This window comes from Metabacillus sediminilitoris (genome assembly GCF_009720625.1).
Classification (GTDB): Bacteria; Bacillota; Bacilli; order Bacillales; family Bacillaceae; genus Metabacillus; species Metabacillus sediminilitoris.
Map to the genome: position 1 here is coordinate 1,781,640 of NZ_CP046266.1, position 24,928 is coordinate 1,806,567.

General features: G+C 34.7%; 28 protein-coding genes and 4 pseudogenes. 17 read left to right on the forward strand and 15 right to left on the reverse strand.

The genetic code is table 11. The features are described from left to right. Positions 1–286: 286 nt before the first annotated feature. The 5 genes from GMB29_RS08585 to GMB29_RS08605 all read left to right on the forward strand — a co-directional run bounded on the left by GMB29_RS08585 (position 287) and on the right by GMB29_RS08605 (position 4,195). Positions 287–1,276, forward strand: a complete 990-nt coding sequence (locus GMB29_RS08585) for an NAD(P)-dependent alcohol dehydrogenase (protein ID WP_136351692.1) — start codon at positions 287–289, stop codon at positions 1,274–1,276. Between the two features lie 238 nt (positions 1,277–1,514). Further along, entirely contained in the window at positions 1,515–2,123 is a 609-nt protein-coding gene (locus GMB29_RS08590; protein WP_136351691.1) for a hypothetical protein, read from the forward strand. A gap of 419 nt (positions 2,124–2,542) precedes the next feature. Continuing rightward, a complete protein-coding gene (locus GMB29_RS08595; RefSeq protein ID WP_136351860.1) occupies positions 2,543–3,034 on the forward strand; it encodes a DUF2975 domain-containing protein in 492 nt (163 codons plus the stop codon). Positions 3,035–3,044: 10 nt separating this feature from the next. Continuing rightward, positions 3,045–3,266, forward strand: a complete 222-nt coding sequence (locus tag GMB29_RS08600) for a helix-turn-helix domain-containing protein (protein ID WP_136351859.1) — start codon at positions 3,045–3,047, stop codon at positions 3,264–3,266. A gap of 137 nt (positions 3,267–3,403) precedes the next feature. Beyond that, complete coding sequence (locus tag GMB29_RS08605; protein WP_136351690.1) at positions 3,404–4,195, forward strand: DUF817 domain-containing protein; 792 nt, start codon at positions 3,404–3,406, stop codon at positions 4,193–4,195. Between the two features lie 816 nt (positions 4,196–5,011). Here GMB29_RS08605 and GMB29_RS08610 read toward each other — a convergent pair. Next, positions 5,012–5,203 (reverse strand): hypothetical protein, encoded by a 192-nt coding sequence (locus GMB29_RS08610; protein WP_136351689.1) that lies wholly within the window; start codon positions 5,201–5,203, stop codon positions 5,012–5,014. Positions 5,204–5,506: 303 nt separating this feature from the next. Between GMB29_RS08610 and GMB29_RS08615 the strand changes: the two genes are divergently transcribed. After that, positions 5,507–5,818: a DUF3895 domain-containing protein gene (locus tag GMB29_RS08615; RefSeq protein ID WP_136351688.1), complete on the forward strand. Its 312-nt coding sequence runs from the start codon at positions 5,507–5,509 to the stop codon at positions 5,816–5,818. A 131-nt stretch (positions 5,819–5,949) separates the two neighbouring features. Here GMB29_RS08615 and GMB29_RS08620 read toward each other — a convergent pair whose 3' ends face one another. After that, positions 5,950–6,708 (reverse strand): MBL fold metallo-hydrolase, encoded by a 759-nt coding sequence (locus tag GMB29_RS08620; RefSeq protein ID WP_136351687.1) that lies wholly within the window; start codon positions 6,706–6,708, stop codon positions 5,950–5,952. 114 nt (positions 6,709–6,822) lie between these two features. On the opposite strand from GMB29_RS08620, the gene GMB29_RS08625 reads away from it, so the two are divergent. From GMB29_RS08625 to GMB29_RS08635, 3 genes are all read left to right on the forward strand, one after another. Further along, a complete protein-coding gene (locus GMB29_RS08625) occupies positions 6,823–7,233 on the forward strand; it encodes an Lrp/AsnC family transcriptional regulator (protein ID WP_136351686.1) in 411 nt (136 codons plus the stop codon). Between the two features lie 298 nt (positions 7,234–7,531). Then, positions 7,532–7,933, forward strand: a complete 402-nt coding sequence (locus GMB29_RS08630) for an Rrf2 family transcriptional regulator (protein WP_136351685.1) — start codon at positions 7,532–7,534, stop codon at positions 7,931–7,933. An 89-nt stretch (positions 7,934–8,022) separates the two neighbouring features. Continuing rightward, positions 8,023–8,928, forward strand: a complete 906-nt coding sequence (locus tag GMB29_RS08635; protein WP_136351684.1) for an NAD(P)/FAD-dependent oxidoreductase — start codon at positions 8,023–8,025, stop codon at positions 8,926–8,928. Positions 8,929–9,203: 275 nt separating this feature from the next. Here the strand turns inward: GMB29_RS08635 and GMB29_RS08640 are convergent, their stop codons facing one another. Continuing rightward, complete coding sequence (locus tag GMB29_RS08640) at positions 9,204–9,620, reverse strand: DUF1284 domain-containing protein (protein WP_136351683.1); 417 nt, start codon at positions 9,618–9,620, stop codon at positions 9,204–9,206. 158 nt (positions 9,621–9,778) lie between these two features. Continuing rightward, the gene (locus GMB29_RS08645) at positions 9,779–10,195 is read right to left on the reverse strand and encodes a YfmQ family protein (protein WP_136351682.1); all 417 of its coding nucleotides are present in this window, start codon (positions 10,193–10,195) and stop codon (positions 9,779–9,781) included. Between the two features lie 424 nt (positions 10,196–10,619). Here GMB29_RS08645 and GMB29_RS08650 point away from each other — a divergent pair, with 424 nt between their 5' ends. After that, positions 10,620–10,811, forward strand: coding sequence for a hypothetical protein (locus tag GMB29_RS08650; protein WP_136351681.1), 192 nt, complete (start codon positions 10,620–10,622; stop codon positions 10,809–10,811). A gap of 63 nt (positions 10,812–10,874) precedes the next feature. Continuing rightward, the gene (pdxR, locus tag GMB29_RS08655; protein WP_136351680.1) at positions 10,875–12,323 is read left to right on the forward strand and encodes a MocR-like pyridoxine biosynthesis transcription factor PdxR; all 1,449 of its coding nucleotides are present in this window, start codon (positions 10,875–10,877) and stop codon (positions 12,321–12,323) included. A gap of 185 nt (positions 12,324–12,508) precedes the next feature. Here pdxR and GMB29_RS08660 read toward each other — a convergent pair whose 3' ends face one another. Beyond that, positions 12,509–13,117 (reverse strand): TetR/AcrR family transcriptional regulator, encoded by a 609-nt coding sequence (locus tag GMB29_RS08660; RefSeq protein WP_136351679.1) that lies wholly within the window; start codon positions 13,115–13,117, stop codon positions 12,509–12,511. Positions 13,118–13,312: 195 nt separating this feature from the next. Here GMB29_RS08660 and GMB29_RS08665 point away from each other — a divergent pair, with 195 nt between their 5' ends. Beyond that, the gene (locus tag GMB29_RS08665; RefSeq protein WP_136351678.1) at positions 13,313–14,050 is read left to right on the forward strand and encodes an SDR family NAD(P)-dependent oxidoreductase; all 738 of its coding nucleotides are present in this window, start codon (positions 13,313–13,315) and stop codon (positions 14,048–14,050) included. A gap of 228 nt (positions 14,051–14,278) precedes the next feature. Beyond that, positions 14,279–15,064: an SDR family oxidoreductase gene (locus GMB29_RS08670; protein WP_136351677.1), complete on the forward strand. Its 786-nt coding sequence runs from the start codon at positions 14,279–14,281 to the stop codon at positions 15,062–15,064. Between the two features lie 148 nt (positions 15,065–15,212). On the opposite strand, the pseudogene GMB29_RS27990 reads toward GMB29_RS08670, so the two are convergent. The 4 genes and pseudogenes from GMB29_RS27990 to GMB29_RS08685 form a co-directional block, all read right to left on the reverse strand. Continuing rightward, positions 15,213–15,351, reverse strand: a pseudogene (locus tag GMB29_RS27990) (IS110 family transposase); the annotation flags it as partial. Between the two features lie 396 nt (positions 15,352–15,747). Continuing rightward, positions 15,748–16,173, reverse strand: a complete 426-nt coding sequence (locus tag GMB29_RS08675; protein WP_136351676.1) for a cupredoxin domain-containing protein — start codon at positions 16,171–16,173, stop codon at positions 15,748–15,750. Positions 16,174–16,520: 347 nt separating this feature from the next. Continuing rightward, positions 16,521–17,072: a cysteine hydrolase family protein gene (locus GMB29_RS08680; protein ID WP_136351675.1), complete on the reverse strand. Its 552-nt coding sequence runs from the start codon at positions 17,070–17,072 to the stop codon at positions 16,521–16,523. A gap of 33 nt (positions 17,073–17,105) precedes the next feature. Then, a complete protein-coding gene (locus GMB29_RS08685) occupies positions 17,106–17,285 on the reverse strand; it encodes a DUF1272 domain-containing protein (protein WP_136351674.1) in 180 nt (59 codons plus the stop codon). A gap of 142 nt (positions 17,286–17,427) precedes the next feature. Here GMB29_RS08685 and GMB29_RS08690 point away from each other — a divergent pair, with 142 nt between their 5' ends. Continuing rightward, entirely contained in the window at positions 17,428–17,847 is a 420-nt protein-coding gene (locus tag GMB29_RS08690) for an Lrp/AsnC family transcriptional regulator (RefSeq protein ID WP_136351673.1), read from the forward strand. Between the two features lie 219 nt (positions 17,848–18,066). On the opposite strand, the pseudogene GMB29_RS08695 reads toward GMB29_RS08690, so the two are convergent. The 6 genes and pseudogenes from GMB29_RS08695 to GMB29_RS08715 all read right to left on the reverse strand — a co-directional run. After that, positions 18,067–18,696: pseudogene (locus tag GMB29_RS08695) on the reverse strand (IS110 family transposase); the annotation flags it as partial. Continuing rightward, positions 18,677–18,919, reverse strand: a pseudogene (locus GMB29_RS08700) (hypothetical protein); the annotation flags it as partial. The pseudogenes GMB29_RS08700 and GMB29_RS08695, both read right to left, overlap by 20 nt. 264 nt (positions 18,920–19,183) lie before the next feature. Beyond that, positions 19,184–19,357 (reverse strand): aspartyl-phosphate phosphatase Spo0E family protein, encoded by a 174-nt coding sequence (locus tag GMB29_RS08705; RefSeq protein WP_136351670.1) that lies wholly within the window; start codon positions 19,355–19,357, stop codon positions 19,184–19,186. A gap of 237 nt (positions 19,358–19,594) precedes the next feature. Continuing rightward, positions 19,595–19,693 (reverse strand): annotated as a pseudogene (locus tag GMB29_RS27820) (DUF4188 domain-containing protein); the annotation flags it as partial. Between the two features lie 246 nt (positions 19,694–19,939). Beyond that, positions 19,940–20,206, reverse strand: coding sequence for a hypothetical protein (locus GMB29_RS08710; RefSeq protein WP_136351669.1), 267 nt, complete (start codon positions 20,204–20,206; stop codon positions 19,940–19,942). A 442-nt stretch (positions 20,207–20,648) separates the two neighbouring features. Continuing rightward, on the reverse strand, positions 20,649–21,389 hold the full coding sequence (locus GMB29_RS08715) for an SDR family NAD(P)-dependent oxidoreductase (protein WP_136351668.1): 741 nt from the start codon (positions 21,387–21,389) through the stop codon (positions 20,649–20,651). A gap of 124 nt (positions 21,390–21,513) precedes the next feature. Here GMB29_RS08715 and GMB29_RS08720 point away from each other — a divergent pair, with 124 nt between their 5' ends. The 3 genes from GMB29_RS08720 (at position 21,514) to GMB29_RS08730 (ending at position 24,924) form a co-directional block, all read left to right on the forward strand. After that, on the forward strand, positions 21,514–22,356 hold the full coding sequence (locus GMB29_RS08720) for a LysR family transcriptional regulator (protein ID WP_136351667.1): 843 nt from the start codon (positions 21,514–21,516) through the stop codon (positions 22,354–22,356). Between the two features lie 553 nt (positions 22,357–22,909). Further along, entirely contained in the window at positions 22,910–23,800 is an 891-nt protein-coding gene (locus GMB29_RS08725) for a sulfite exporter TauE/SafE family protein (protein ID WP_136351666.1), read from the forward strand. Positions 23,801–23,946: 146 nt separating this feature from the next. Then, positions 23,947–24,924, forward strand: coding sequence for a sulfonate ABC transporter substrate-binding protein (locus GMB29_RS08730; protein WP_136351664.1), 978 nt, complete (start codon positions 23,947–23,949; stop codon positions 24,922–24,924). The last annotated feature ends 4 nt before the right edge of the window (positions 24,925–24,928 follow it).

A 24,928-nucleotide genomic window follows, 5' to 3' on the forward strand; every position in this document is an offset into this window, starting at 1 on the left:
TATTTGAAGAACTGGTTCATTTATAATGGACCAGTTTTTTTATTCACAGAGGTCAATCTATTTTACTCAGTAAAAATAGATTGGATGAAAGATGACTATGTATCTATAAATTTATTGATGACCAAACTAAAAAATGATAGGGACATTTTGTTAGAATGTGAAGTCTTATACTTAAATGAACGGGGCAGGATCGGTTTAGAACAGTGGCGAAGAGTGAAACTGAAACCACTGTTCTATTTATTCGTAACTATAGATATAAATAAAATGACGAATAGGAGGAGGTTAAATGAAAGCAATTGTGTACTCAAAGTACGGTCCCCCAGATGTTCTTCAACTGAAAGAGGTAGAAAAGCCTGTTCCTAAAGAAAATGAAATACTAGTAAAAGTAAAAGCCACAACCGTAACAGTAGCAGATATTCGATCACGGAGTTTTACAGTTCCTCCCGCTTTTTGGCTGCCTGCCCGAATAACACTTGGTTTCAGACAACCTAAAAAAGAGATTTTGGGGATGGAGTTAGCTGGTGAAGTTGAGTCAGTAGGAAATAAGGTCAAGCGGTTTAAAGAAGGTGACAAGGTTTTTGCTGCTTCCCTAGTGGGTTTTGGTGCTTATGCTGAATATAAGTGTCTGCCTGAAGATGGGCCCGTAACTCTAAAACCCTCCAATCTAACTTATGAGGAAGCCGCAGCCATTCCAATTGGAGCACGTACAGCATTGTATTTTCTTAGAAAAGCGAACATTCAGAGCGGCCAAGAGGTTCTTATCTACGGTGCATCTGGAAGTGTTGGAAGCTATGCTGTACAGCTTGCTAAGTATTTCGGAGCAAACGTTACTGGGGTATGCAGTACCACGAATGTAGACTTGGTAAAATCTCTTGGGGCAGACAATGTAATTGATTACACAGCTGAAGATTTTTCTAGTCAAGGTGAGAGGTATGATGTGATCTTTGAAGCAGTAGACAAGAGTTCATTTTCAGCTTGTATGAAATCGCTAAAGAAGGATGGAACCTATATAAATGTCACTGTACCGTTACCAGATGTTCGAATGCTATGGACGAAATTGACAAGCAGCAGGAAATTAATTTTGAGTCGAAATTCACCTGAAAATTCCGAAGCCCTAGACTTCCTCAAAGAACGAATTGAAGAGGGGAAGTTAAAAGTGATCATTGACAGAGTCTATGCTTTTGAAGAGATCGTTGACGCACATAGATATGTCGAAAAAGGACACAAGAAGGGTAATGTCATCATAACTGTGGAACATAACCGTAAATCCTCATAAATGAAGGATCTATTATAGCATCGGATTTAGGCTAATGGGTTGCTTTACTTTAAAAGATATTCAACAAACAGAGCATCTCTGTGAAAGCAGTGATGCCTTTTTACTTTAAGTGATTATCATTTCTCTTATAATGTAGGGGGACTATAAAAAGGTTATTTTTGTAAAGCTTGTTACTAAATAAAATGCTAAAATTAAGGAACCAAGTTTTGGAACTTTTTCACTAAAGGTGGGGGGATTTTTGACTAAAATATACATAACTCAGGAAGTATTTAATTCGAACGAAGAATATATTTTATTCGATAACGTACAAAAAGTTTCTAAATTATATATTGGACCCACAGAATATGATGATTACGATGATGAAACAAGAAAATTTTTATATGATTTTATTTGCAAACAAGCTGTATTCCCAGTTTTTCTTACATTTGAACCCTACAACGATTTAACTGAAGAAATCGAATATGCATTCAAAAAAGAGTGCGTTCAATACTATTTAAGATTTGAAAGTACAAAAAACAAAAGCTTCCCAGTTTTCAACGTTATCATCAATAACGCACATTCACTAAAGCTTACTTTAGAAGAAACCTTTTGGATTGCTTCGTCCAATCAATTTTATGCATTTTCCTTCTCGGATAATATCAGTTACAAATTGGCGATTAAAAAAGGGGTATTTGGAGGCAAGAAGTCATATATGTTGCCGTGCTTTAATATGAAAGATACCACTACTGTCATTAAATTATGGTACGATGGACAAGGGTTTAACCTTTATACAAATGACAATCGATATTCAACAATAGAAATGCTAACAAATCATTTGCCACACGGAACTATAATAGAAAACAATTAATTAGAGGGGAGGATTCCCCTCTTTAATACTTTTTAACAAACAGGCTTTACGAAAATAACCCGATTTTATTCGACAGGACTTTTTGCGGGATGGATTAGCCATGCAAAATGAATGATGGAAGATAGCTGTCGATAAGTTAACACTTATAAAAGGACAGTAAGTTATTTTGAATGTCTGAAATTTTGTACGTAAACGAATGGGGTGCTTTAATTCAAAAGGGTTGTTGCAACAAGTTATAAATTGAATAGTTTAAAGTTATAGAGCATTTCCCTGTAATGAGGAATGCTTTTTATCTTGTCTAAAATTAAAAAGATAAATCTATAACAATAACAATGTGATTAAAATCAATAATTTTTTATTGTTAATCGATAAATTATGTGTTAAAGTCAAATTGACAATAAATAAGCGAGGTGCTTTTTCTGAAACGTAAACAAGGTTCAACAATTTTCTTAAAGGTAGTTCTATTTCTTATTGGAATTACGGTACTTGCTTTGTGTATATTTTGGTTGCCAGGAATAGCTAGTAGAGATGCAGAAGCGAATCCAAAGACAGCTTACTTGCAATATCCCTTTTTAGTATGTGCTTATGTATTGTCTATTCCATTTTTTGGTGCGTTGTATCAAGCATTTAAACTTTTAACCTACATAGATAGGAACAAGGCCTTCTCGGAATTATCTGTTAGGGCTTTGAGGTATATAAAGTACTGTGCAATCACAATCAGTATCTTAATTGTAGGAGAAATCATAATATCCATCGTTATATTTTATAGAAGTGAAGATATAACAGGTATAATTATGCTGGCACTAATAAGCATTTTTGCTTCAAGCGTAATTGCAACCTTTGCGGCTGTTCTTCAAAAGCTTTTAAAAGAAGCTATTAATATAAAATCAGAAAATGAATTAACGGTCTGAGGTGAAAACAATAGCAATTATAATTAATATTGATGTGATGCTGGCTAAAAGGAAAATGAGCGTTACAGAACTTTCGGAGAGGGTTGGAATAACAATGGCTAATCTTTCTATATTGAAAAATGGGAAGGCAAAGGCGATTCGATTATCAACTTTAGAATCGATTTGTAAGGCTTTAACATGTCAACCCGGAGATATTTTAGAATACCGAAGTGATGAAGACACCCATGAATAAAAGTGAGGAATAATTAACAGTGAAAGGAAAAGAGTGTTATTCTGCGGTGAACCTATGTACATAACCCTAAATCTATTTAGCTACTATACGAAGCAGGACTTGCATATATTCAGAAAAAACCTTTGGAGGCACAAATCATGAGAGCACTAAAACAACTCGTTCGTTTTGGTTTGGAGCAGGTCCTATCATGTTTGTTTCCTGTCGTTATTTTTGCCTCTTTGGCTTTTACACAAATCATACCACTTCCCTTCCTGCCACGGTATGACTGGCTGCTTTTCATCTGCCTTCTGATGCAGTGGTGGATGGTGCGTTCTGGGCTTGAAACACGGGATGAACTAAAGGTTATCACATTGTTCCACCTTATTGGACTTGCTCTTGAACTTTTCAAGGTACATATGGGCTCCTGGTCTTATCCAGAGGAAGGATATTTCAAAATTTTTGGAGTACCTTTGTATAGCGGATTTATGTACGCAAGTGTAGCGAGTTATCTTTGCCAGGCGTGGAGGAGGTTAAAGGTTGAACTGGTTAAGTGGCCACCATTTTTGGTAGTTGTCCCTCTTGCAGCTGCGATTTATTTGAATTTTTTCACCCATCATTATTGGATTGACGTCCGCTTTTGGTTATCTGGACTTGTCATTATCATCTTTTGGCGATCATGGGTCACGTACGAGGTTGATGGAACTCGTTACCGTATGCCACTCGCACTTTCTTTTGTGCTCATCGGATTTTTTATATGGATAGCCGAAAATATCGCAACGTTCTTTGGAGCTTGGGAATATCCAAACCAAACCGATGCATGGAGTCTCGTTCATTTAGGAAAGGTGAGTTCCTGGCTCTTATTAGTGATTGTTAGCTTTCTTATAGTAGCGACGTTAAAACAGGTTAAGGGGGAAAATTCCACTAGGATAGATACTAGTCAATTTTTATAGCTGTTAAGAAGCCTCTTTTAAAAAAGTCCGGTCCTTAGCATAGAAAGGAATTCGACTATTTTTTGTTGAAGTTCTCCTAGCAACAAAATTCCGAATAAAATAAATTGGAAAAAGCAATGTTCGAAACGAAGAGGAAAAAAGCCTCTTTAGAAAAACTGAAATCACTAAAAAAGACAAGCATAATACTATGCTCGCCTTTTTCTAACATCAATGCGAAACGACAATTATGAAATACTCTATGCTTAAGTAAAAGATGGCTTTCTTAACAAACATTTAAATCTAGAGGTCGTATTCCTAATTAAGAAAGTTGCTCTAATACCCAAAATAAATAGGGTTGTGAATAAGCTAAAGAGAATATTCAAAGTATATCCCTCCACATTGAAGTATAGTGTTAAATGAAACACTAAGGTTATTGTTAATCTGAGAAACAATATTATTCAGTGGAATCTTAATAAAAATTGTTTTATTGCAATCTTCAACTAAAAAGAGAAGAAGAAACCTTTTTATTACACTTATGGTAAGGTTAGTTTAAAAACAACTAACATTTACTAGCAAATGCTGTCATAGGTATTGAGGATGCGGACCTTATAGCGTCGGGAGAGGTATGCTAAGAAAATTGATGATGCAGCACAGTTAAATAAAAGACTGCTGTTATCATTTAGCTTTGTTTCAAGTAGGATAAGGTGATAAACATCTCCTACGATTGAGTGATAATGAACTTACCAGTACGTAACCTTAAACCTTCATTTTTGAAAAGAACCCATAAAAAAGTAAGGATCTTCTAAAAAGTTTGGAAGATCCTTTTTTAAAAAACAATTATTTCTCATTCTTACTGTGATCATAAACATCTCTGCCAACCGCTCCAACAGACATATCTGTATTAGACCTTGTATTGAGACCGTCGGTATTCGTATTTTTATCATGTGCATTTTCTTGGTCAGAGCCTAAGTACTCAGATTTATGTTTCGCTTCTGTTTTGATAAATTGATCAAAGTTTTCATTTACCATTCGTAAGATCATCTCCGTAAAATAATTGATTTCTATACTAACATAACCATTTTTGTATTTTTCATGAAAAATTTTGGTGAAAGAACAGAAGATGTAAAAAGTCGCTGGATCTATCGGTATAGGTTTTGGTATTCCAACATTCAAGGTAGAGACCCTATCCTTATAATGATATATAAGCTCTATTCATAACCTGTTCATTTAAAAAATGATTTTTTCAAGATAAATACGCAAAGAAGATATATAATTAATTTAGACCTTTTTTTATTAGAATGAATAGAAGGAAATGAGATAGGTAGTGATTACATGGATAAAAGGAATTTGCATATTTTTATAGATCAATTCTTAGAAAACAATAATAAGGTCTCTGCCATTGCTTTATGTGACCATTTGATTCAAAATCACGGATTATCAAATAAAAATTATTCTACTGGCAGACCTAAAATTTATATTGATGTTGTTTTGTATCTTGAAAAACTTTTAAGTAGAGGAGTTCTTTCTGAGGTACAAAGGGATCGTGATCATTGTATTTATGAAGTATCAAGCAAGATTCCTCCGGTTATTAGTGATGAAGAAGAAGAAAACAAGGCAAACGAGGAACAGCTATCATTGTTTTGATTAAAAGATTGTAAAAAAAATAATAGGTACACGATCGGTACATGTTAGGACAATTGAAGCCTTATGTTTACAACCAGGAAATAGGAATGAAAAACAGACAGAAAATTTATTTTTCTGTCTGTTTTTTACTGTTAAAATGAGTACGATTCTCCGTCATCTGGCACTAAAACATGTGAGGAGATTCCTTTTTCAGCAATAAAGCTTTTTAATTCTTTTCTAGATAATGTCCAATGATTGACAGCTTCCATATGACTAGCAATAATTTTTGCATTAGAAGCAGCCTTATACACCTCATAGACATCATCTTTTCCCATTACGAGAGAACCGCCTTCGAGGAATTGGTTATCTCCAGCATTTACAACAATGATATCTGGTTGATGTGTTTCAATGACTTCCTGAATCGCTTCATACCAAACAGTATCTCCAGCTACATATAAGGTTTTTTCATTTGAGTGCTTGAAGACAACGCCACATACTTCACCAGCAAGTTTTAAAATTTCTCCTCTTCCGTGCTCACCTTTTGTTTTCATTAATTGGATATCCCCAAAGACGGTAGCTTCTTGTAAAACTTCTACATTTTGAAAACCAGTGTTACGAACTTCTTTTGCATCTTCTTCATTTTGTACAAACAATTTTATATCTTTTGGCAACACATCTATGGCAGCTTCATCAAAATGATCTAAATGTAGATGAGTGACAATGACAGCATCTACGTTAATAATATTATTAATGGATGTTGGTAAGCTAACCAAAGGATTATTTTGATTTTGTCTTAATGAATTTGGGAAAGGTGGATAAGTCCCCTTCTCTGCTAAAAATGGATCTATTAAAAACTTTTTGCCTGCATATTGGACAACTAGTGTAGCATTTCGAATTTGTTGTATATTCATCGTTATCACTCCTTTTTGATTTACATATAGTTTATAATATGAGCAATTAGCAGATACATAGATAAAATCAAGTCTTTTTGCCGTTTGACTTGAATAATGAAAGGATTTGAATAAATGTTAGATAACACAGATATGCGAATCTTAGATGAACTATCAAAAAACAGCCGTATCACGATGAAAGAATTGGGTGAGAAAGTCCATTTAACTGGACAAGCTGCTTCAGCTAGAGTTGCGAAATTAGAGGATAATGGAGTGATTGAGGGTTATACAATTAAAGTGAATAAAGTCAAATTAGGCTGTTTTCTACATGTTTTTATTACGATCATGATACAAAACACCTATCATCAACCATATCTGTCGTTCATAAAAACACAAGAACAATACATCATACATAACTATAAAATTAGTGGAGAAGGTTGTTACCTTCTCGAATGCAAATTTCCATCTAATGAAATAATAGATAAATTTTTGCAAGGCTTAAATGAGTATGCAAATTATAAATTATCGATTGTTATTAATAAATAGTACAAAAATAAAGGCTTTTTTCAAAGAGATTATTGCTTTTAAAACGAAATCAACCACACCGCATTACATACTAAATAGCTACAAAGTTTTCGAAAACAGCCTAAATAAAAAAAGTATTTGTAAACAAAAGTGAGGGGACTTGGTTGAAATATAAATTGAATTTGAATAAGCCGCAATATTTAATGGGGTGTTTAGTTCGAAAATAAATGGATGGTCATGAAAAAAAACTAGGTTGACTAAAAAAAAACTAACGGATATAGTGGATACATAATATCTCTAATTGGAGTGAATGAAAAAGGTGAAATATTCAAAAGCGACGAATTATGCCCTACATACGATGTTATATCTGGCTGTAGCTACTCCTGATAAACATGTTGGTGTTAATCAACTTGCTGAACGTCAAGAGGTTTCTACTACGTATTTGTCTAAAATCCTAACGAAACTAGTTAAGGCAGGGATGGTAGAATCTGTTTCCGGTGCGAATGGCGGGTATAAGTTAAGACCAGATTGGGAGAAAATATCGTTTTTGGATATTATTCAGGCCATTGAAGGTCCTACATCTGTATTTGACTATTGTTTAAATCATAACCCGGAGTGCTTGATACAACAGGTCATTAATACTGCTGAAGAAAAGATGTTGAATGAATTAAAAGACCAAAAACTAGTAGATATAGCTAAACAAATAACAGTGGTTCCTTGAGCCTTGTTATTTACTCCTATTAGAGATATTAAAGAGTTTCAATATCTCTAATATTTAAATAAATAGTAAAAAGGTAAGGGTGGAGAGAAATGACGATTTTTGATTGTATGATTATTGGTGCAGGTCCAGCTGGCTTAAGCTCAAGTTTAACATTAGGAAGAGCTAGACGAAAAATTGCTGTATTTGATGATGGAACAAATAGAAATAGAGTTACACATAGCTCACATGGTTTTATTACTCGAGATGGTATTAAACCACAAGAATTTAAGGAAATCGGGTTATTTGAATTGAAGAATTATCCATCTGTATCTTATTTTTATTCTACAATTACTGAAATCACCAAGGATCTTGGGAATGATCGTTTTATCGCCAAAACAACGGATGGTAAGGAATTTGTTGCAGAAAAAGTTATTTTAGCAACTGGTATTAGAGAGGTATTTTCGATTCCGCAAGTCCGAGATTATTATGGTAATAGCCTTTTTAGCTGTCCGTATTGTGATGGCTGGGAGCTGCGGGATAAGCCATTAATTGTACTGGCAGAAAATGAAGATCATGCACTGCATATGGCTAAATTAGTTTATAATTGGTCGAAGGATTTAATTGTGTTAACAAATGGAGTTGAACTTTCAAAAAATGGAGTTCAAGAGCTACACAAACGGAGGATTAAAATAATATCCGAGCCGATCAAAACCTTAATAGGTGATGACGGATATCTTCAAAAAATTGAATTTGTGACAGGAGAAACGGTTAAAAGATCAGGTGGGTTTGTTGTTCCGTCATTTTATCGCCCTAATCAATTTGCTGAGAAGCTTGGGTGTGAAATTCAAGAAAATGGAACAGTTGTCACAGATGGTTTTGGTAGAACCACACAAAAAAATATATATATTGCGGGAGAAACTGAAAAATCCGGCCCATCCTCATTAATCATTTCTGCTGCCGAGGGTAATAAAGCTGCAGTCTCTGTAAATACGGATTTAACGATGGAACGTTTTTAATAACGATCATCATGATTTTCAGCAAACAGGCGCTTTCATTCTATAAAGGTGCAGGGATTTTTCTATTCAACATATGAGAAGGTTTTTTTCTTATTTTCTTTTTAGCAAAAGCTATCCGTATTGCAAATATGTGTAATAAGTATTTATGCTATCCCAAGACTATTTTTTGCAACATTAATCATTCGTCAAAATCATAGATTTGATGGGGAAGTTTGTGACAATTTATTAAATACCCTTTTTGTGTTGCCTACTCGGATCCTTATGAAGGTAAGGGCTTATTTAACTTCCCTTAAGCCTTTACCTTCAAGAATCTCTTGAATACCTTCTTCACAAACCCCATAAGTTCGCCATGAACAAGTTTCACAGACTAATTGAATATCAGAGGGGGTGACATGTTTTCTGATAAGGGTTTCAATATCCTCCCAATACAGAATTTGTCCGATTTTAAGGTCCATTTTTTCTAAAATCGTGGCATCTCTTTCATAGATACTGTTGTTTTGGCAGTGGTATTCACCTGAGTTGGGGTACTTTTCACATAACTGGTCAGGACCCTTTACAAGCTGAATCCACGTCTTTGGATTGTTTCTCAAGGTTTGATGCAAACGTGTCATATTTTCTACGTATTCTTGGGAATAGCCCATTCCCCGATAGCCCAGAAGGCAAAAAAGATGATGGCCGCGCAGCCTATACATAATCAGCTCCCCAGTTCGACAGGTATGAATAATATTGCCTGTTAACTTAAACGGAAAATTAGTTAACATATACTATTTATCATAACATATCATATCTGAACAATTGGGAACTTTTTAAATCATATAAGAAATAATAACGAGATTCTTTTTCAGTGTCTTCATAATCCTAGTTGGTGAAGATTTTGAAGGCTAGTGGATCGTAAACGATACGCGACCGCTTTCTTCTTGTACCTTTTAATGACATCAACATGATCTCTGTGACTATAAATAAAAAAACGAATATTATTTTTGCCCATCTTCGTATCAATAACAAGTGGTGGAATTCCAGTTGTATTAGGGTGAAAATAATTATATTTCTCTAAAAACAGTGCTTCATTAAAATGATGAATAATTTGATTTTTGTCTTCACCTTCTAAACGTTTTCCGTCGATCGTAACTGTGACAGCCGTGTCATTAAGTGTTGGATGCAGTTCAAATTTGCTGATCATCCATTCAACAACAGATGTTGGCAGACATGTCATTAAAATTTTAATGAAGGCTGCTAATGTCAACAAAACCACAAAAGTCCAGGTCATATTTTTTCACTCCATTTACATTCATATTTCATAATTGTGTATAGACTCAGGATCAATCATTCCTTCTTTATCATAAAGAGATTTTTCAGTAAAATAATCATCCACTTTTACAAAGTTTTTACCATCCACTTGTCCAAAAGAAGTCTATATATCATCGAAAACCGAGTAGAATCTGGTTTCTATGTTGAGATTGATGGTGAAATGTGACGTATTTTTGACATATGAGAGTGTAAATAAAAAATATTCGTCAATTTTGCAAAGGTTATTAATGGTCAAGGTAGTCAATGCGAAAATTGGATGGTGTAATTATTGCGGAATTGGATGGTTTTATTCAAACCCAAATACGCTATTATTTTATCGTTAATAACGATTTATTTATAAATATCTTAACTTTATTTAAACCTTTTAAAAGGAGATAATAAATATGACCATTGCCATTATCATTATTATTATACTTGCCTTATTGGCTTTAGTTGGTACCATATTTGCTGCAAATGATAAGGATGTAAACTATCATAAAAAAACAAAAGGAAATGTAACGAGACTTACATTCATTTATGCTATTGTCTTCATCATTTCCATTGTTGCAGTAGGGGTCTATATCGCAGTAAGGTAATCTCACTTACTTAGTTCATTTATATAAGTAAAAAATATAAAGAATATGAAGGATGTTACATCAATGGATTGGAAGCCTGATCGACAAGATAAAAAACCTATTTATAAACAAATAGCTGAATATATTGAACTTGGAATTTCATCGGGACGATTTCCAGCGGATAGCTTATTACCTTCTGAACGAAAATTAGCAAAAGAGCTAGAGGTCAATCGCAGTACAATTGTTGCAGCTTATGAAGAATTACAGTCTCTTGGAATCGTAGAACGGAAAAAGGGAAGCGGAACACGTGTCAGTACTGACATCTGGGGTATCTCCCATAACCGTATTCCGAATTGGGGACGTTATGTGGAGGATGGATCTTTTCTTCCAAATCTACCTTTGGTCCAACATATCCGAACGGAAGTTCAAAATAATGATTTGATCAATTTAGCAAGTGGGGAATTGGCTCCAAGTTTATTGCCGAATGATCAGTTTAGGAGTATCCTATCTAGCCATCCCTTTATAGAAAATCTTGGTTATGATCATCCACAAGGAAATGAGTTGTTAAGAGAAACAATTTCATCACATGTGAAACAGTTCAAGAACATAGAAACAACTCCTTCTTCTATTCTTATTACGTCAGGTGCTCAACAAGCCCTACATCTTATTGTGGAATGTTTGCTCAAACAAGGTGATGCTGTTGCCATTGAAGATCCTTCTTATTGTTATTCACTCCCGATCTTCCAATCAGCTGGAGTGAGAACCTTTCTCTTACCAGTTGACGAACACGGAATGAATCCAGATGATCTTCTATCATTGCATAAAAAACATCGGATAAGAATGGTTTTTTTAAATCCAGATCATCAAAATCCTACAGGTACTGTTCTTCATCTATCACGTCGAAAAAGAATAGTAGAGCTTTCGGTTAAACTAGGTATTCCCATCATTGAAGATGATCCCTATAGTTTAACCTCCTATAATGGTGAAGTAAATCCAACTCTGAAATCAATGGATGAGAACGGAAATGTCCTCTATATTAGTTCCTTATCGAAAATCGTTGCTTCAGGATTACGAATTGGGTGGGTTATTGGTCCTCCACAAGTGATCCAACGCTTAGCTGACGCAAAACAGCAGGTTGATTTTGGACATAGTGTATTTCCGCAATGGATTGCTAATGAATTTTTAAAAACGGATGACTTTTCTTCTCATATTGATATGATTCGTACACAACTTGAACTCAGGAACTATGCCATAACCTCAAGCTTAAATAAGCATATTGGTGATAAAGTAGAGTTTATCAATCCAGCAGGAGGTATTCATCTTTGGTGTAAAATAGATCCATCTATAAAAGAGTTTTCATTACTAAATGAATCGATGAAGAATGGAGTCGTATTTGTGCCAGGAAGTATTTTAGGGTCTAAAAAGGGCTATTTACGTTTTACTTTTGGACGGGGAGAACCAAGCGACATTCAGAAGGGGATCTTAAGATTTTCTGAAGCATTAGAACGGATTTCGGCAGGAACAATCATTTAACCTTTGAAAAGTAAAACAAAATGAGGGACGACTTTAAGTTGTACCTAGCGTCATCCTTATTGGGCACACGGGAAGTGTTTGTGGAAATAAGCCTTTTAACATATTGGGAAAGTCTATATGTTAGAAGGCTTATTATTTTAGATTTGGATCATTTTGGTATAAAAACAGTACCATCAGGAATGTTCTTATTCGTTATCTCCAATATACTCAAGCGAGTAGATATGTGTTTTCGTTAGATCAATCACTTCTTGGATAAATTCCTCTTTGGTTTCTTTGAATCCATTTTGAATCCAATTCTGAAGAAGTCCGTAAAAGCCATAGGCTGTATACCGTTTAAAATAATCCATATTGACTGGAATATTGTTGATTGTTTCAAAAATAAATTGTTCCTTATAGATTTTTAAGATACATTGAGGGAATTGTGTATGTAATCCTGGTAACGTGTCAATGTAATTAATCAGTTCAAAAAAATTCCGGTTTTTATAAATATAAGAAACGATATTAAAAGATGGTGCTTTTAGCTTATCTGTATAAACCTTGTGACCAGGTACATATGGTTTACCTACTGAAGCTTCTAACCCTTGAAGCATGGAAACGAGTAAATCTTCAGCTAATTCAATTTTATCTGTGTAATGGATATAAAAGGTGCTGCGATTATAAGCGGCATAATCGACAATATTCTTTACAGAAACGGAATGGTAACCTTTCATTTTTATGAGTTCAATCAATGCTTGCTTTAAATGTTCCTCTGTCCGATTTTGTCGCCCTGATGTTGTATGCTGTTCGTTATTCATGAAAAAACCTCCATCAAAATAGACAAATTCCTCATAAGTGTCTAACTAGTAGACACTTAATGATATCTTAATGATTGTGAAATGTGAATCAAATAGTAAAATTGAATTATAGACAATATAAGTCGGATATTAGATCTGACTTGTACTTTGTTCTAGAATGTTGTGCATAAATTTTCATACTTAGGAGGATTTAAGATGGGAAAATTACAAGACAAAGTAGCTGTGATTACAGGTGGAGCATCTGGTATTGGGGCAGCAACAGCACGTTTATTCGTATCAGAAGGAGCCAAAGTGGTTCTTGTTGATTTAAATGAGGAAAAAGGGAAAGAATTTGAAGTTGAGTTGAAAGCGCTTAATGCTGAAGCTCTTTTTATAAAAGCAAATATTACGAGTGAAGAAGAAGTAGCAAATATCTTTAAACAAACAGTTGAAACATTTGGCAAAGTGGATGTTGTCTTCAACAATGCTGGTATCGGCCGTGTTCAACCTTCACATGAATTAGAGTATTCAGAATGGCGCAAAACGGTAAATGTTGACTTAGATGGTGTCTTCTTAGTAGCGCGTGAATCCATTCGTGAAATGCTAAAAACAGGCGGCGGTACGATTGTTAATACGGCATCAATGTACGGTTGGGTGGGGTCACCTGGCTCAGCAGCATATAACGCTGCAAAAGGTGGCGTGATTAACTTAACTCGTTCACTTGCACTAGAATATGCAGAACAAAATATTCGTATTAACGCATTATGCCCTGGTTTTATTGATACACCAATTATTCCGGAAGAAAGCAAGAAAGCTTTAGCTGCAGCAACACCAATCAAACGTCTTGGTAAAGCAGAAGAAATGGCAAAAGCAGTATTATTCATGGCTTCGGATGATTCTTCATTTATGACAGGTAATAGCTTAATAGTTGATGGTGGGTATACGGCACAGTAATAACGATGTGATCGATTCATTGCTTCAAGTTTGAAACAGAGAATGGTTCTTGTTGATCTAGCTATAAGAGATTAATAATCGTACTACCTGGGTATATATCTTTAATGAGAGATATTTTAATTAAGAGTAATTCAGGGGAATATCTTAGGGTACTTATTGATCTTTAACGATGAGATTAGGATCATCTCCATGAAAAAACTGGAAACAACATAAAGGAGGAAATTGACAATGAATAATCGTTTTGATGGGAAAGTGGTCGTAATTACAGGTGCAGGATCTGGTTTAGGTCAAGCCTCAGCTTTACAAATAGCAAAAGAGGGAGCTAAACTTTCACTCGTTGATTTAAATGCTGCTTCATTAGAGGAAACAAAAAGTAAAGTGTTGGAAGTTGCACCAAATGCTGAAGTGTTGCTAATCACTGCAAATGTGGCAGATGAAAAAGCTGTTGAAAACTATGTAAAGGAAACAGTTGAAACATTTGGGAAAATCGATGGATTCTTCAACAACGCAGGGATCGAAGGAAAACAAAACCTAACAGAGGAATTTGGCATTGATGAGTTCCAAAAAGTAGTCAGTATCAACTTAAATGGTGTGTTTTATGGTATGAAGCACGTATTAAAAGTCATGAGAGAACAAGGTTTTGGTTCAATTGTTAACACTGCTTCTGTTGGAGGTATTCGCGGGGTAGGAAACCAATCTGGTTACGCAGCTAGTAAGCACGGTGTGGTCGGATTAACAAGAAACTCTGCAATTGAATATGGTCAATACGGAATCAGCATCAAAGCCATTGCACCAGGAGCAATCATGACACCAATGGTCGAAGGTTCATTAAAACAAATTGATCCAGATAACTGGGAAGAAGTAGGAAAACAATTTGTTGAGCCAAACCCAATGAAACGTTTCGGTAAACCAGAAGAAGTCGGTTATTTGGTGGCGTTTTTACTATCTAATCAAGCAAACTTCATCAACGCAACCGTTATTCCAATCGATGGTGGACAATCTTATAAATATTAAGAAGGTGTAGAGATAGTTCTCCTACTTCTCCAACTCTAAGGGGGGCATTATCGATTTACGAAATAGAGAAGCACAGGAACTGTTCCCGTGCTTTTTTAACCCCAAATTTTTTCAAACTCTCCCTACATCTTAAGATAAAATCATTACTGATCAATCTTAATAAACCCTCAAATCCCTCCACAGTGTGCTTGATACTAAAACTTTTACGCAAAAGGTTGACCCTTGTCCAAGAATGCTTGTACCTGACTTTCTCCTTTAGAAATATCCAGACCTATTACTGGATTCATCATCATCTCCTCCTTAGAATTAAAGATTAGTCGGTTGTCCCTAGAGCTGCTTGTACTATCATAGGTTCGCTTGTTAAACGGGATCTTTGACCCAACCAGCCTAAAACATGCTTATACAAATAGGGAGTGAACAGTTTTGCTGACGGGATCATGTCCCATGGGCGCTACGTTCTACTTCGACTACCGCTATAATAAAACCAAGTAAAAAAAGTTCAACCAGTAAAAACTGGTTAAACTTTTTTTACGAACGGGAGCTTTTCTTCAAATAAGAAAAACATTTGCAATGATCCTCCATATTTGGGCGCGTTTCTGCAACAAGGATTACGTAAGTTCATATTTGACATAAACTGTGTAAAAAAAGTTACCTTTCAGTTCACTCCAGAAGTAAGATTATTTTTATTTATAATTAGAAATCCATTCAAATATTTGATCATAGTTACTTGAGAATATTACATTGTCTTTAGTATTTGACTGTATAAGGTGATTCAGAATATCCCCCTCTTCCATTAAGAATGCAGCTGCAATAGTATTGTCTAGTATTGCAGCTGAGAAAAATTTTTCTTTCCATAATTTTTGTACGGTAAAATGTTCTGGGGTATAACCTTTTCTATTTACTAACAATTTATATTTTTTGCCTTTTTTAATAAACTCTTGGCAAGATTGCTCAAACGCTTTATACCATAGGTTTACGTCAGTGTTGGTGATAAAACCCGTCAAATTAGTAATAATTATATCATCAGATACTGATGTACTTATATTTTTAACATTCGAAATAAAAATCAACTCCTTGCTATTATTATAAACTAAAGTTGTAGTGAGCATAGGTCTTATTGTTTATTGCGTAGTTCGATTAATTATGTAGTAACTTATTCAAGAAAAGGGCGTCTTATGGAAAAAGAAGTAAAGGTTGATATATATTATACATGACTAATATGTATCAGCCTCTACTTTATATGACTTTTGATGAATTAGGTCTTGATAATAAGATAAGCTACAACAGGAAGTTTTATTTCTTCAAAAAAAGTCAAAAAACACATTCCTTGCTGGACTTTTGGTTCCAATAGGAGGACATATTGAATGTGATGAAATTAATAATTCCCAAAAATAGGATTTTTTTCAAACTTCATTCCTACCCAACACAGATTTCAAAAAGTATCCCTCGATACTCACTATTTTATAAGTCTTTCGATAAAATCCTTAGTTGATAAGACAGTAGCAAATTCATTATGAAGAGTAGCAAGAGAAACATCATGAACGGTTTGGGCATCTATAAATTTCCCGTTGGAATCTATTAAGCCGAACGCAGCTGTTGCATCTGATATAAGATAAGTTTCAAATCCTAAGTTTCCGCTCATCCTGGTGGTCGTAGACACACAATGGGGAGTCGTTAAACCGGTAATCACTACTTCCTTAATTCCTAAATTATTTAAATAACGCTGAAGTGATGTGCCTATAAAGGCGCTATTCACCTCTTTTGTTAAAACCGTTTCCTTCTCATGAGGTTTTATTATTTCTTTTATAAGGAACCCCTCATTTTTTGGGTGAAAAACAGAATGAGGTTTTTTGGATGTATGTTGAATAAAGACCACCTCGTACTGGTGTTCCCTCCATTTAGTTAATAATGACTTTATATTTTTCTCTGCATCCAAATTGTTTCGTATTCCCCATTTGGGATCATCAAATGCTTTCTGGACATCTAAAATGAGCAGTGCTTTGTTCATTGAACATTCCCCCTTTTCAAAATTTTAGTTAGCTTATGGCACAAACACAAGTTGGTTTCGGCCTTTAACAAGGTCACCATTACAATTAGGACATATGTTAAACATATCTAACGTGCAACCCTCACAAAAGGTACATTCATGAACGCAGATATAAGCCTCTCCATAAATATTTCCTATACAGTTGTCACATGTATCTTTTATCTCTAACCCCATGTATAACCTCCTCAAATGACTTATACTTATTTTATTTCAAACATAAAGGAGAACACATACTTTTATTAAGGAGTTTGAGCTGTTATTCTTAAATAAAAAAGGAAATAATTTAATTTCAAATAAAATATAAAGGTGAAAGATTATGGATAATTTAAATCGTCAAATATTAGATATTTTACAAGTAGAAGGCAGAATATCCATGACGGAATTAGGGAAGAAAATTTCTTTGTCTGTCCCTGCTGTCACAGAGAGGGTAAGAAAGCTAGAGGATCAAGGGGTTATAGAGGGATATAAAGCTCAAATTAACCCAAATAAGATACATAAATCAGTTAAAGCATTTGTATTAATTAAAACCCATCGTTGTAAGGCATTTAGAGAATTTTGTAAGGAGAGTTCCCTCGTTATTGAATGTCATCGACTGACGGGGGAATTTAGTTATCTTGTTAAGGTAGTAACGGAAACTAATGAGTTATTAGAAGAATTCATTGATTCAACCATGGAGTACGGAGAACCATACACTATGATAAACCTTTCCTCGCCCGTTTCTAACAAAATAATTTAAGCGGCACAAGTGTTTATCTTCCAGAATAGGGGGCTATTCTGCAATAGCAGTGCAGCATAACCTCCTTAGGATGATCTTCCGCAATACCAGCTAATATAAGTCAACACTTTTTAAGTAATAATACTAGATTAAAGATGTTATAATAAAAACATGCATGACAAAGAAACTTCAATGATTTCATTTGAAGTTTTTGTAAGTAATGTAATTATTTGTATCGGATTATGCTGTGTATTTCTGCTTATGTTTTAAGATGGCATAAATCCAATGCAATAGCTTGTTGGCGCAAGCTATTATGGCTACTTTGTGAGGCTTGCCCTCACTTCTTTTTTTGTCATAATACTCTCGGAGTTTCGCATTTCGATTATTCGTTAACCCACACTGAACAGCTGTATAGAGTGTTTGACGTAGCTTTGTAGATCCTCTCTTGGTGATGCGATTGATAGTAGCTGTAAACTTACCTGATTGATATATCCTGGGATCAATTCCTGCATAGGCTACTAGCTTTTTCGGGTGACTAAATTGTGTGACTTCACCTATTTCTGAGATAAGAGTAGCTGCAATTTTAGAACCCACCCCTGGGATGGACCGAAGGATCTCATACTCCTCAAACTGTATTGCTAACTGATCAATCTCCTGCTCTAGTACGTTGAGAAACTCTCGTTGTTGAAGAAGCATTTGAATATACATTTTTAGAGTAACCAAATGGCTTTGATACAGTGTTTTCTTAAATGGGTTCCGTTCTGCTGCCTCTTTTAACTTCAAAGCCTTTTCGCAAAACCAACCATATGATCTCTTTCCTCCTAGACCATGCATCTCTTTAGTTAATTCATCAGTTCGTAACTGGATCAACAAAACCACTTGGTCCGCTAAATTTAAACTTCCCATAATCCAACAATTGTGGTTCCAGTGAATCAGGAATAAACCAAAGGTTTTTCTTATCAAATTCGCCAAGGTAAAAATAAGTATCTACTTGATATTTTTCTTCCTTGTTAAAGTAGCTCATAAACAGAAAGACGTACTTTGTATTTCCTTTATCGTCAGACACCGGCAGCAAAACAGGTAACTCCCAATTCGTTCCTAAATAAGGGAATGCTTCACTGTCTACGGATGCGTTCGATTCGTCATGCCGAAATGAACTGTCAAGTAGGGTGTGGAAAGGGACTACCGAAAGAGCAACTTGAACAGCTTAAATCTCATCGCTGGATTCGGAATTTCTATAAGGCTTGAAAATCTTAAGTTGAATTTGATATAAACACTAAAAGGAGCTGAATCAAAAGCCTAATTAGGCATTGAGTCAGCTCCTAAACAACAATACAGTCTCTGCATAGCGATGGTGTTAACTACAAGATTTTAATAATAGTTGAGTTTCAAAAATTAATTTGTCCAATTCCTGACTATATTTAATTGTTTCAGGATTATTGATTCCTTTTGTTTGGGCAGTTACAATCATTAGTCTTCTAATTAGACTAATTTTATTTGCTAATTCAGAATGTACTACATGTATAGTCATCGGCCATATCCCCTAATCAAATGTAAAATCAAGCTATATTATTACTATTAAGGATTTTCATGAATTTTGAAATGCTTTCGACAATTGTTCTTGAACACAGAAGTTAAGCTCTTCAATGGTAGTGTTAGGGGTTTCCCCTTGTGAAAGTAGGGCGTTGCCAGGTAAAGCCCTTATGGGGCTATTATTTTGTCAATTTATAGTTGGCCCGTTGGTCAAGCGGTTAAGACACCGTCCTTTGAAAGAAAAAATTTTGTTTATACGCATTCCAATTATAAATAAGACGAAGCTCTCCTCAGAATTGGCAATAAACCTACCGTTATAAATTTTCTTGCTCATTTAAGCTCCTCCCTTTAATCATAGACCTTATTTTTCCACTCTTCTGCCCGTTAGCCATCCATGCAGCTGAAAAATCGTTGCTGCACCACAGAGAATGAAAGTAGGGTTTTTTTGGTCATACTAATATTGGCGACATGAGGTTTAATTTACGGCTCAGTTTTAAAAAATTTAATTTGTTGGGTCTACTTTAGTATTGTCATTTTTAGATTTTCACTGTTTTATACTTTCATGGTAGTTGAACAACACTTAGCATATAGAAGACTCAATGTTTTTTATTTTACCACTTGAATTAACACTATCTGTTCCTTGCTCACAATTCTCCTTGTTTTCCCATTCAATAATATATTTATTAAATTTAGTAGTTACTGATATTATTTCAACTTCCCCAATCAGTTTGTTGTGATAATCTTTAACAATTGATTTTGCTTGTTCCTCTGTAATTTTTGATTCTATATTACAACCATTTAAAAGTATTGAAACCATTGTGAGAAGGATTATAACGATTTTTTTCATACTATTCCCTCCTTAACCAATAAGACGTTACATCCATTATTAAAATTTCTATAAACTATTTATTGAACTTACCTGCCCGTTAGCCATCCATGCAGCTGAAAAATCGTTGCTGCACCATAGAGAATGAAAGTAGGGTTTTTGTGGTCATACTGATATTGGCTACGTGAGGTTTAATTTACGGCTCAGTTTTAAAAAATTTAAATTTCTGGGTCTACTTTGGTATTGTCATTTTTAGATTTTCACTGTTTTATACTTTCATGGTAGTGGAAGAAGAAATTTACATCTAAGGACACCATAAAATAGTAAATAAATCCCTTTTATATGCTATTAGCAACAATCCTTACGAAAACAGCCATATCTTTTCATGCTTCGATTGTTTGAAGGAGATAATAAATATACCCTCTTATCAGTAAGTTAAATAAGAGGGTATTTAACATAATGTTTAGAGTGTTTGACCATTATCGATTGTAAAAACTTGGCCTGTAACAGATTCTTGAGTCAGTTGAAAAAGAATAGCCTCTGCAATATCATTAGGTGTAGAAATTCTCTTAAGTGGTAAATTGCCTGCAAGTTGATACATCTTTTCTTCATTACCAGACCACCACCTTGTATCAACTGCACCAGGAGATATACAATTCACTCTGATATAAGGTGCTAATGCGATAGCTAACGACCTTGTCATTGTGTGAATTGCTGATTTTGTTGCTGCATATGGGATAGATGAGCCTATTCCGGTCGTTCCTGCAACGCTTCCCATATTAACAATTACACCCGATTGTTGCTTCTTCATATAAGGGACAACAGCTTTTATGCAATGAAACATCCCTTTTACATTTACATTGAGAAGGGAATCCCACAATTCATCTGTTACGGCGTCTAAGTCATCCATAGCTATTTGAGCTGTAATACTCGCATTGTTTACTAAACCATCGACCTTCCCAAATGTTGAAACAGTTTGGGATACCATATTAATCACTTCGTTTTCTATCGCTACATTCGCTCTATAAGCAAATGCTGCTCCTCCTTGCTGTGTAATTTCATTGACGACTTCGGTAGCTTCTTTTCTCGATCGGCTATAATTAATAATAACTTTTGCACCAGCAGCTGCTAATTTCAAAGCTGTTGCTCTACCAACACCAGTACCACCGCCAGTTATTATAACTACTTTATCTTTTAATTCCATTCTAAATCATCCTTACTTTGTTTAATTTATATATTCTATTATGCTTTTATTAATATGAGGAGTATAATACTGAATAATGATGAAGGTATTATTTTAAATGATACCAGTGAGAGGAATGTTATTCTTGGAAAGTCATGATTTGTGGATTTTTAAACATGTTGCAGAACTGCAATCAGTATCTAGAGCTGCAGAAAAATTGGGCTATGTACAACCTAATGTCAGTCAGCGAATTAAGAGTTTAGAAGATGAACTAGGTGTTAGATTATTTATGCGTAATAATAGAGGAGTAACATTGACCGAGGAAGGAAAAGTTTTATTAGATTATACAAATCAAATTTTAAAACTAATGGATGAAGCCAAGTTATTAATTAACCCCAAAAAATGGAGGGAACCTTTAACACTTGGTGCATCCCAAACGATTTCTGCAGTTAGAATTCCTCAGCTATTTTCTTCTTTTTTAAGGGAACATAAAAATATTGATGTAAAAGTAAAAACGCATGATAAGAAAAAGTTACAGGAAATGCTTTCTTATGGAGAACTTGACGGTGTTTTTATAAATGGTGCATATAATTACCCACAGTTCGAAACCGTTTATAGTTATTTTGAGAAAATCGTACTCGTTTTACCTCAACATAGTCAATTTGAAAAGAAGCATGAACAAACGTTAATTGTTAATAGTGATCCAAATTGCATATATAGAAACAAAACGTTAGAATTTTCCAAGGAGAATAACTTCTATGATCCGGCTATCATTGAGTTTGATTCACTTGAATCAATTCTGCAAGCAGTTCAAGATGGACTTGGTATCAGTATAATACCGGCAGACGTTGCAAAAAATCGAACAGAAATACAATCAATTCAATATAAAGAACTATCTGAAACAATCAAGATTGATTTTATAATCAAACATAGAAAACAGCAACCACAAGGTCTAAAAAAATTTATTCATTTTTTAAAGAGAAAATAATTGTGTTAATATTCTAAATGTTTATTATTTTCCATTCCTTAAGTTTTTCTAGTCTGTTATTCCATTAAAGGACGCGATTGTTGAAGATTAAGCAGATTTAATCGACTTTATTGTTATTTATTTTTTGTAAAAAGGGTGAAGAAAATTAAATAACTATTTTTTTGAATACTGTCCCATTTACGAACGGTGTGATGTATGGAATATTAAAATTAAACAACTTTGTTGTAAGTGAACACTAAAGAAAAAAGTTAAGGTAAATTCAACAAAATAAATGAATTTGCCCTAGCTTTTTGTGAGTGGCCCAAAAAAGAATGAATCGTGCCGTACCCCAAGAAGACTTGAGGTAAGGTAGTAGCTGGATGTTCTTTCAAACAATGCTTCCTTAAAATTTTTCCTCAATTACTAGTTGACAGGTAGGAATAATGTGAATTATAATCAGATTAATTAAAAAAATGAAATAAAAAAGCTGATCGGACCACCGAAGGCATAACCTTTTTTTCTAAGAGGGTTATGCCTTTTTTATATTCATTTTTGCCAAGGGAGAGTGTATGAAATGAAAAAGTTACTTATTTTTGCTTTTATTGGTTTGCTTGCACAGTTAATTGATGGGGCTTTAGGAATGGCATATGGAGTTACCTCCACAACACTTTTATTAACTTTTGGGATCGCTCCTGCCGTTGCTTCAGCTTCTGTTCACTTGGCAGAAGTTGTTACGACAGCAGCCTCAGGAGCTTCACATATTAAATTTGGAAATGTTGACAAACAAACGTTTTACAGATTAATTATTCCGGGTTCAATTGGTGCATTCTTAGGTGCTACATTTTTAAGTCATTTGCCAGGAGATTTAGCAAAACCTTATATCTCTTTATTTCTTCTCCTTTTAGGTGTATATGTTCTTATTCGGTTTTTATTTAAGTTCCGTCAAACTGAGGAGAAGAAAGGAATTGAGCTAAGTCGTAAACAATCCATTCCTTTAGGGTTAATCGCAGGATTTGCTGATGCAACAGGTGGTGGCGGTTGGGGACCAATTGCGACACCGGTTCTATTATCTAAAAAAGGAATGAGCCCTCGCAAAGTGGTAGGGACAGTTGATACAAGTGAGTTTGCCATTGCTATTTCAGCTACTCTAGGTTTTCTTATTTCACTTGGATGGGAAGAGGTAAACTGGCTTTGGGTAGGAGCTTTGATGGTCGGAGGCATTATAGCTGCCCCTATAGCAGCATGGTTAGTTCAAAAAATTCACGCACAATTAATGGGTGTTTTGGTTGGTGGTTTTATCATCCTTGTTAATGCTCGAACAATAGTAACTACGTGGATCGATCAAGAATTTGTATATCCTTATGTTTATATAAGCATCGCTCTCATCTGGATAGTAGCTATTTTTTATACGGTTTCGAAAATAAGAAACGTTACCAATGTTAAACAAGCAGATATAAATTCATAACGTAAGCTGACTAGAAAACTAGAGGCTCTCAGGTTTAAGTGAAAAATCACTTAGAACGAGAGCCTCTTTTTCTTTTTTATACTTTCTGCTGATCGGAAATCCGATGGCAACTAACTAATTTTAAATGATGAACAGGAGGTCTTAGAATGAAATTACGTTTGTTATTGTTTCTTACATTTAGCACCATATTAGCCTTTGTGATGAGTGGCTGCAATTCTTCATCTTCTGGTGCAGAGCAAAATGTCTTGGAAGAAAATAATGAGAAAACAATCCATATCGGATATCAAAAGTTTGGGACATTAAATATTTTAAAAGCGAATAAGAGCTTAGATGAAGCATTAGAGAAAGTAGGGTATTCAGTTAAATGGACTGAATTCCCAGCAGGTCCTCAACTACTGGAAGCTTTAAATGTAGGAAGTGTCGATTTTGGTCACACTGGTGAAGCACCACCGATCTTTGCTCAAGCTGCAGATGCACCTCTCGTTTATTTTGCCAATGAGCCATCAAACCCAAAAGGGGAAGCCATTATTGTTCAAGAGAATTCACCAATAAAAAACATTAAAGATTTAAAAGGGAAAAAGATTGGATTGAACAAAGGATCTAACGTCCATTACTTGCTTGTAAAGGCACTTGAAAAAGAAGGGATAAAGTATGAAGAAATAGAAACTGCTTTTCTTCCACCCGCTGATGCTCGTGCAGCATTTGAAAAAGGAGATATCGATGCGTGGGTTATTTGGGATCCTTTTTTAGCAGATGCTGAGCTATCAACAAACGCGAGAATCATTGCCGATGCGACAGATTTAGCTGCCAACAGAGAATTTTTTCTTTCTTCCCGTACGTTTGCTGAAGGAAATCCAGATGTGTTAGATGTGATTTATGATGAAGTGAAAAGGACAGAAAAGTGGGTATCAGAAAATCCGAAAGAAGCTGCAGCGTTTTTATCTCCACAAATTGGAATGGATGTAGAAACATTAGAACTTACTTTAAATAGAAGAACATTTGGATTAGAAAAGGTTACACAAGAAGTGATAAATGATCAGCAAAAAATAGCCGATCAATTTTATGAACTGAAGTTAATACCGAAAGAACTTAAGGTTGAAGAGGCAACAATTCATTCAAAATAGGAAG

What these genes read in the sequence shown, in the direction of transcription:
- pdxR (WP_136351680.1), top strand. Translation starts at nt 10,875, where the DNA reads ATGGATTGGAAGCCTGATCGACAAGATAAAAAACCTATTTATAAACAA.
- GMB29_RS08660 (WP_136351679.1), bottom strand. Translation starts at nt 13,117, where the DNA reads ATGAATAACGAACAGCATACAACATCAGGGCGACAAAATCGGACAGAG.
- GMB29_RS08715 (WP_136351668.1), bottom strand. Translation starts at nt 21,389, where the DNA reads ATGGAATTAAAAGATAAAGTAGTTATAATAACTGGCGGTGGTACTGGT.
- GMB29_RS08665 (WP_136351678.1), top strand. Translation starts at nt 13,313, where the DNA reads ATGGGAAAATTACAAGACAAAGTAGCTGTGATTACAGGTGGAGCATCT.
- GMB29_RS08625 (WP_136351686.1), top strand. Translation starts at nt 6,823, where the DNA reads ATGTTAGATAACACAGATATGCGAATCTTAGATGAACTATCAAAAAAC.
- GMB29_RS08635 (WP_136351684.1), top strand. Translation starts at nt 8,023, where the DNA reads ATGACGATTTTTGATTGTATGATTATTGGTGCAGGTCCAGCTGGCTTA.
- GMB29_RS08725 (WP_136351666.1), top strand. Translation starts at nt 22,910, where the DNA reads ATGAAAAAGTTACTTATTTTTGCTTTTATTGGTTTGCTTGCACAGTTA.
- GMB29_RS08615 (WP_136351688.1), top strand. Translation starts at nt 5,507, where the DNA reads ATGGATAAAAGGAATTTGCATATTTTTATAGATCAATTCTTAGAAAAC.
- GMB29_RS08730 (WP_136351664.1), top strand. Translation starts at nt 23,947, where the DNA reads ATGAAATTACGTTTGTTATTGTTTCTTACATTTAGCACCATATTAGCC.
- GMB29_RS08610 (WP_136351689.1), bottom strand. Translation starts at nt 5,203, where the DNA reads ATGGTAAATGAAAACTTTGATCAATTTATCAAAACAGAAGCGAAACAT.
- GMB29_RS08620 (WP_136351687.1), bottom strand. Translation starts at nt 6,708, where the DNA reads ATGAATATACAACAAATTCGAAATGCTACACTAGTTGTCCAATATGCA.
- GMB29_RS08710 (WP_136351669.1), bottom strand. Translation starts at nt 20,206, where the DNA reads ATGAAAAAAATCGTTATAATCCTTCTCACAATGGTTTCAATACTTTTA.
- GMB29_RS08690 (WP_136351673.1), top strand. Translation starts at nt 17,428, where the DNA reads ATGGATAATTTAAATCGTCAAATATTAGATATTTTACAAGTAGAAGGC.
- GMB29_RS08685 (WP_136351674.1), bottom strand. Translation starts at nt 17,285, where the DNA reads ATGGGGTTAGAGATAAAAGATACATGTGACAACTGTATAGGAAATATT.
- GMB29_RS08705 (WP_136351670.1), bottom strand. Translation starts at nt 19,357, where the DNA reads ATGACTATACATGTAGTACATTCTGAATTAGCAAATAAAATTAGTCTA.
- GMB29_RS08675 (WP_136351676.1), bottom strand. Translation starts at nt 16,173, where the DNA reads ATGCTCACTACAACTTTAGTTTATAATAATAGCAAGGAGTTGATTTTT.
- GMB29_RS08645 (WP_136351682.1), bottom strand. Translation starts at nt 10,195, where the DNA reads ATGACCTGGACTTTTGTGGTTTTGTTGACATTAGCAGCCTTCATTAAA.
- GMB29_RS08605 (WP_136351690.1), top strand. Translation starts at nt 3,404, where the DNA reads ATGAGAGCACTAAAACAACTCGTTCGTTTTGGTTTGGAGCAGGTCCTA.
- GMB29_RS08640 (WP_136351683.1), bottom strand. Translation starts at nt 9,620, where the DNA reads ATGTATAGGCTGCGCGGCCATCATCTTTTTTGCCTTCTGGGCTATCGG.
- GMB29_RS08650 (WP_136351681.1), top strand. Translation starts at nt 10,620, where the DNA reads ATGACCATTGCCATTATCATTATTATTATACTTGCCTTATTGGCTTTA.
- GMB29_RS08585 (WP_136351692.1), top strand. Translation starts at nt 287, where the DNA reads ATGAAAGCAATTGTGTACTCAAAGTACGGTCCCCCAGATGTTCTTCAA.
- GMB29_RS08680 (WP_136351675.1), bottom strand. Translation starts at nt 17,072, where the DNA reads ATGAACAAAGCACTGCTCATTTTAGATGTCCAGAAAGCATTTGATGAT.
- GMB29_RS08670 (WP_136351677.1), top strand. Translation starts at nt 14,279, where the DNA reads ATGAATAATCGTTTTGATGGGAAAGTGGTCGTAATTACAGGTGCAGGA.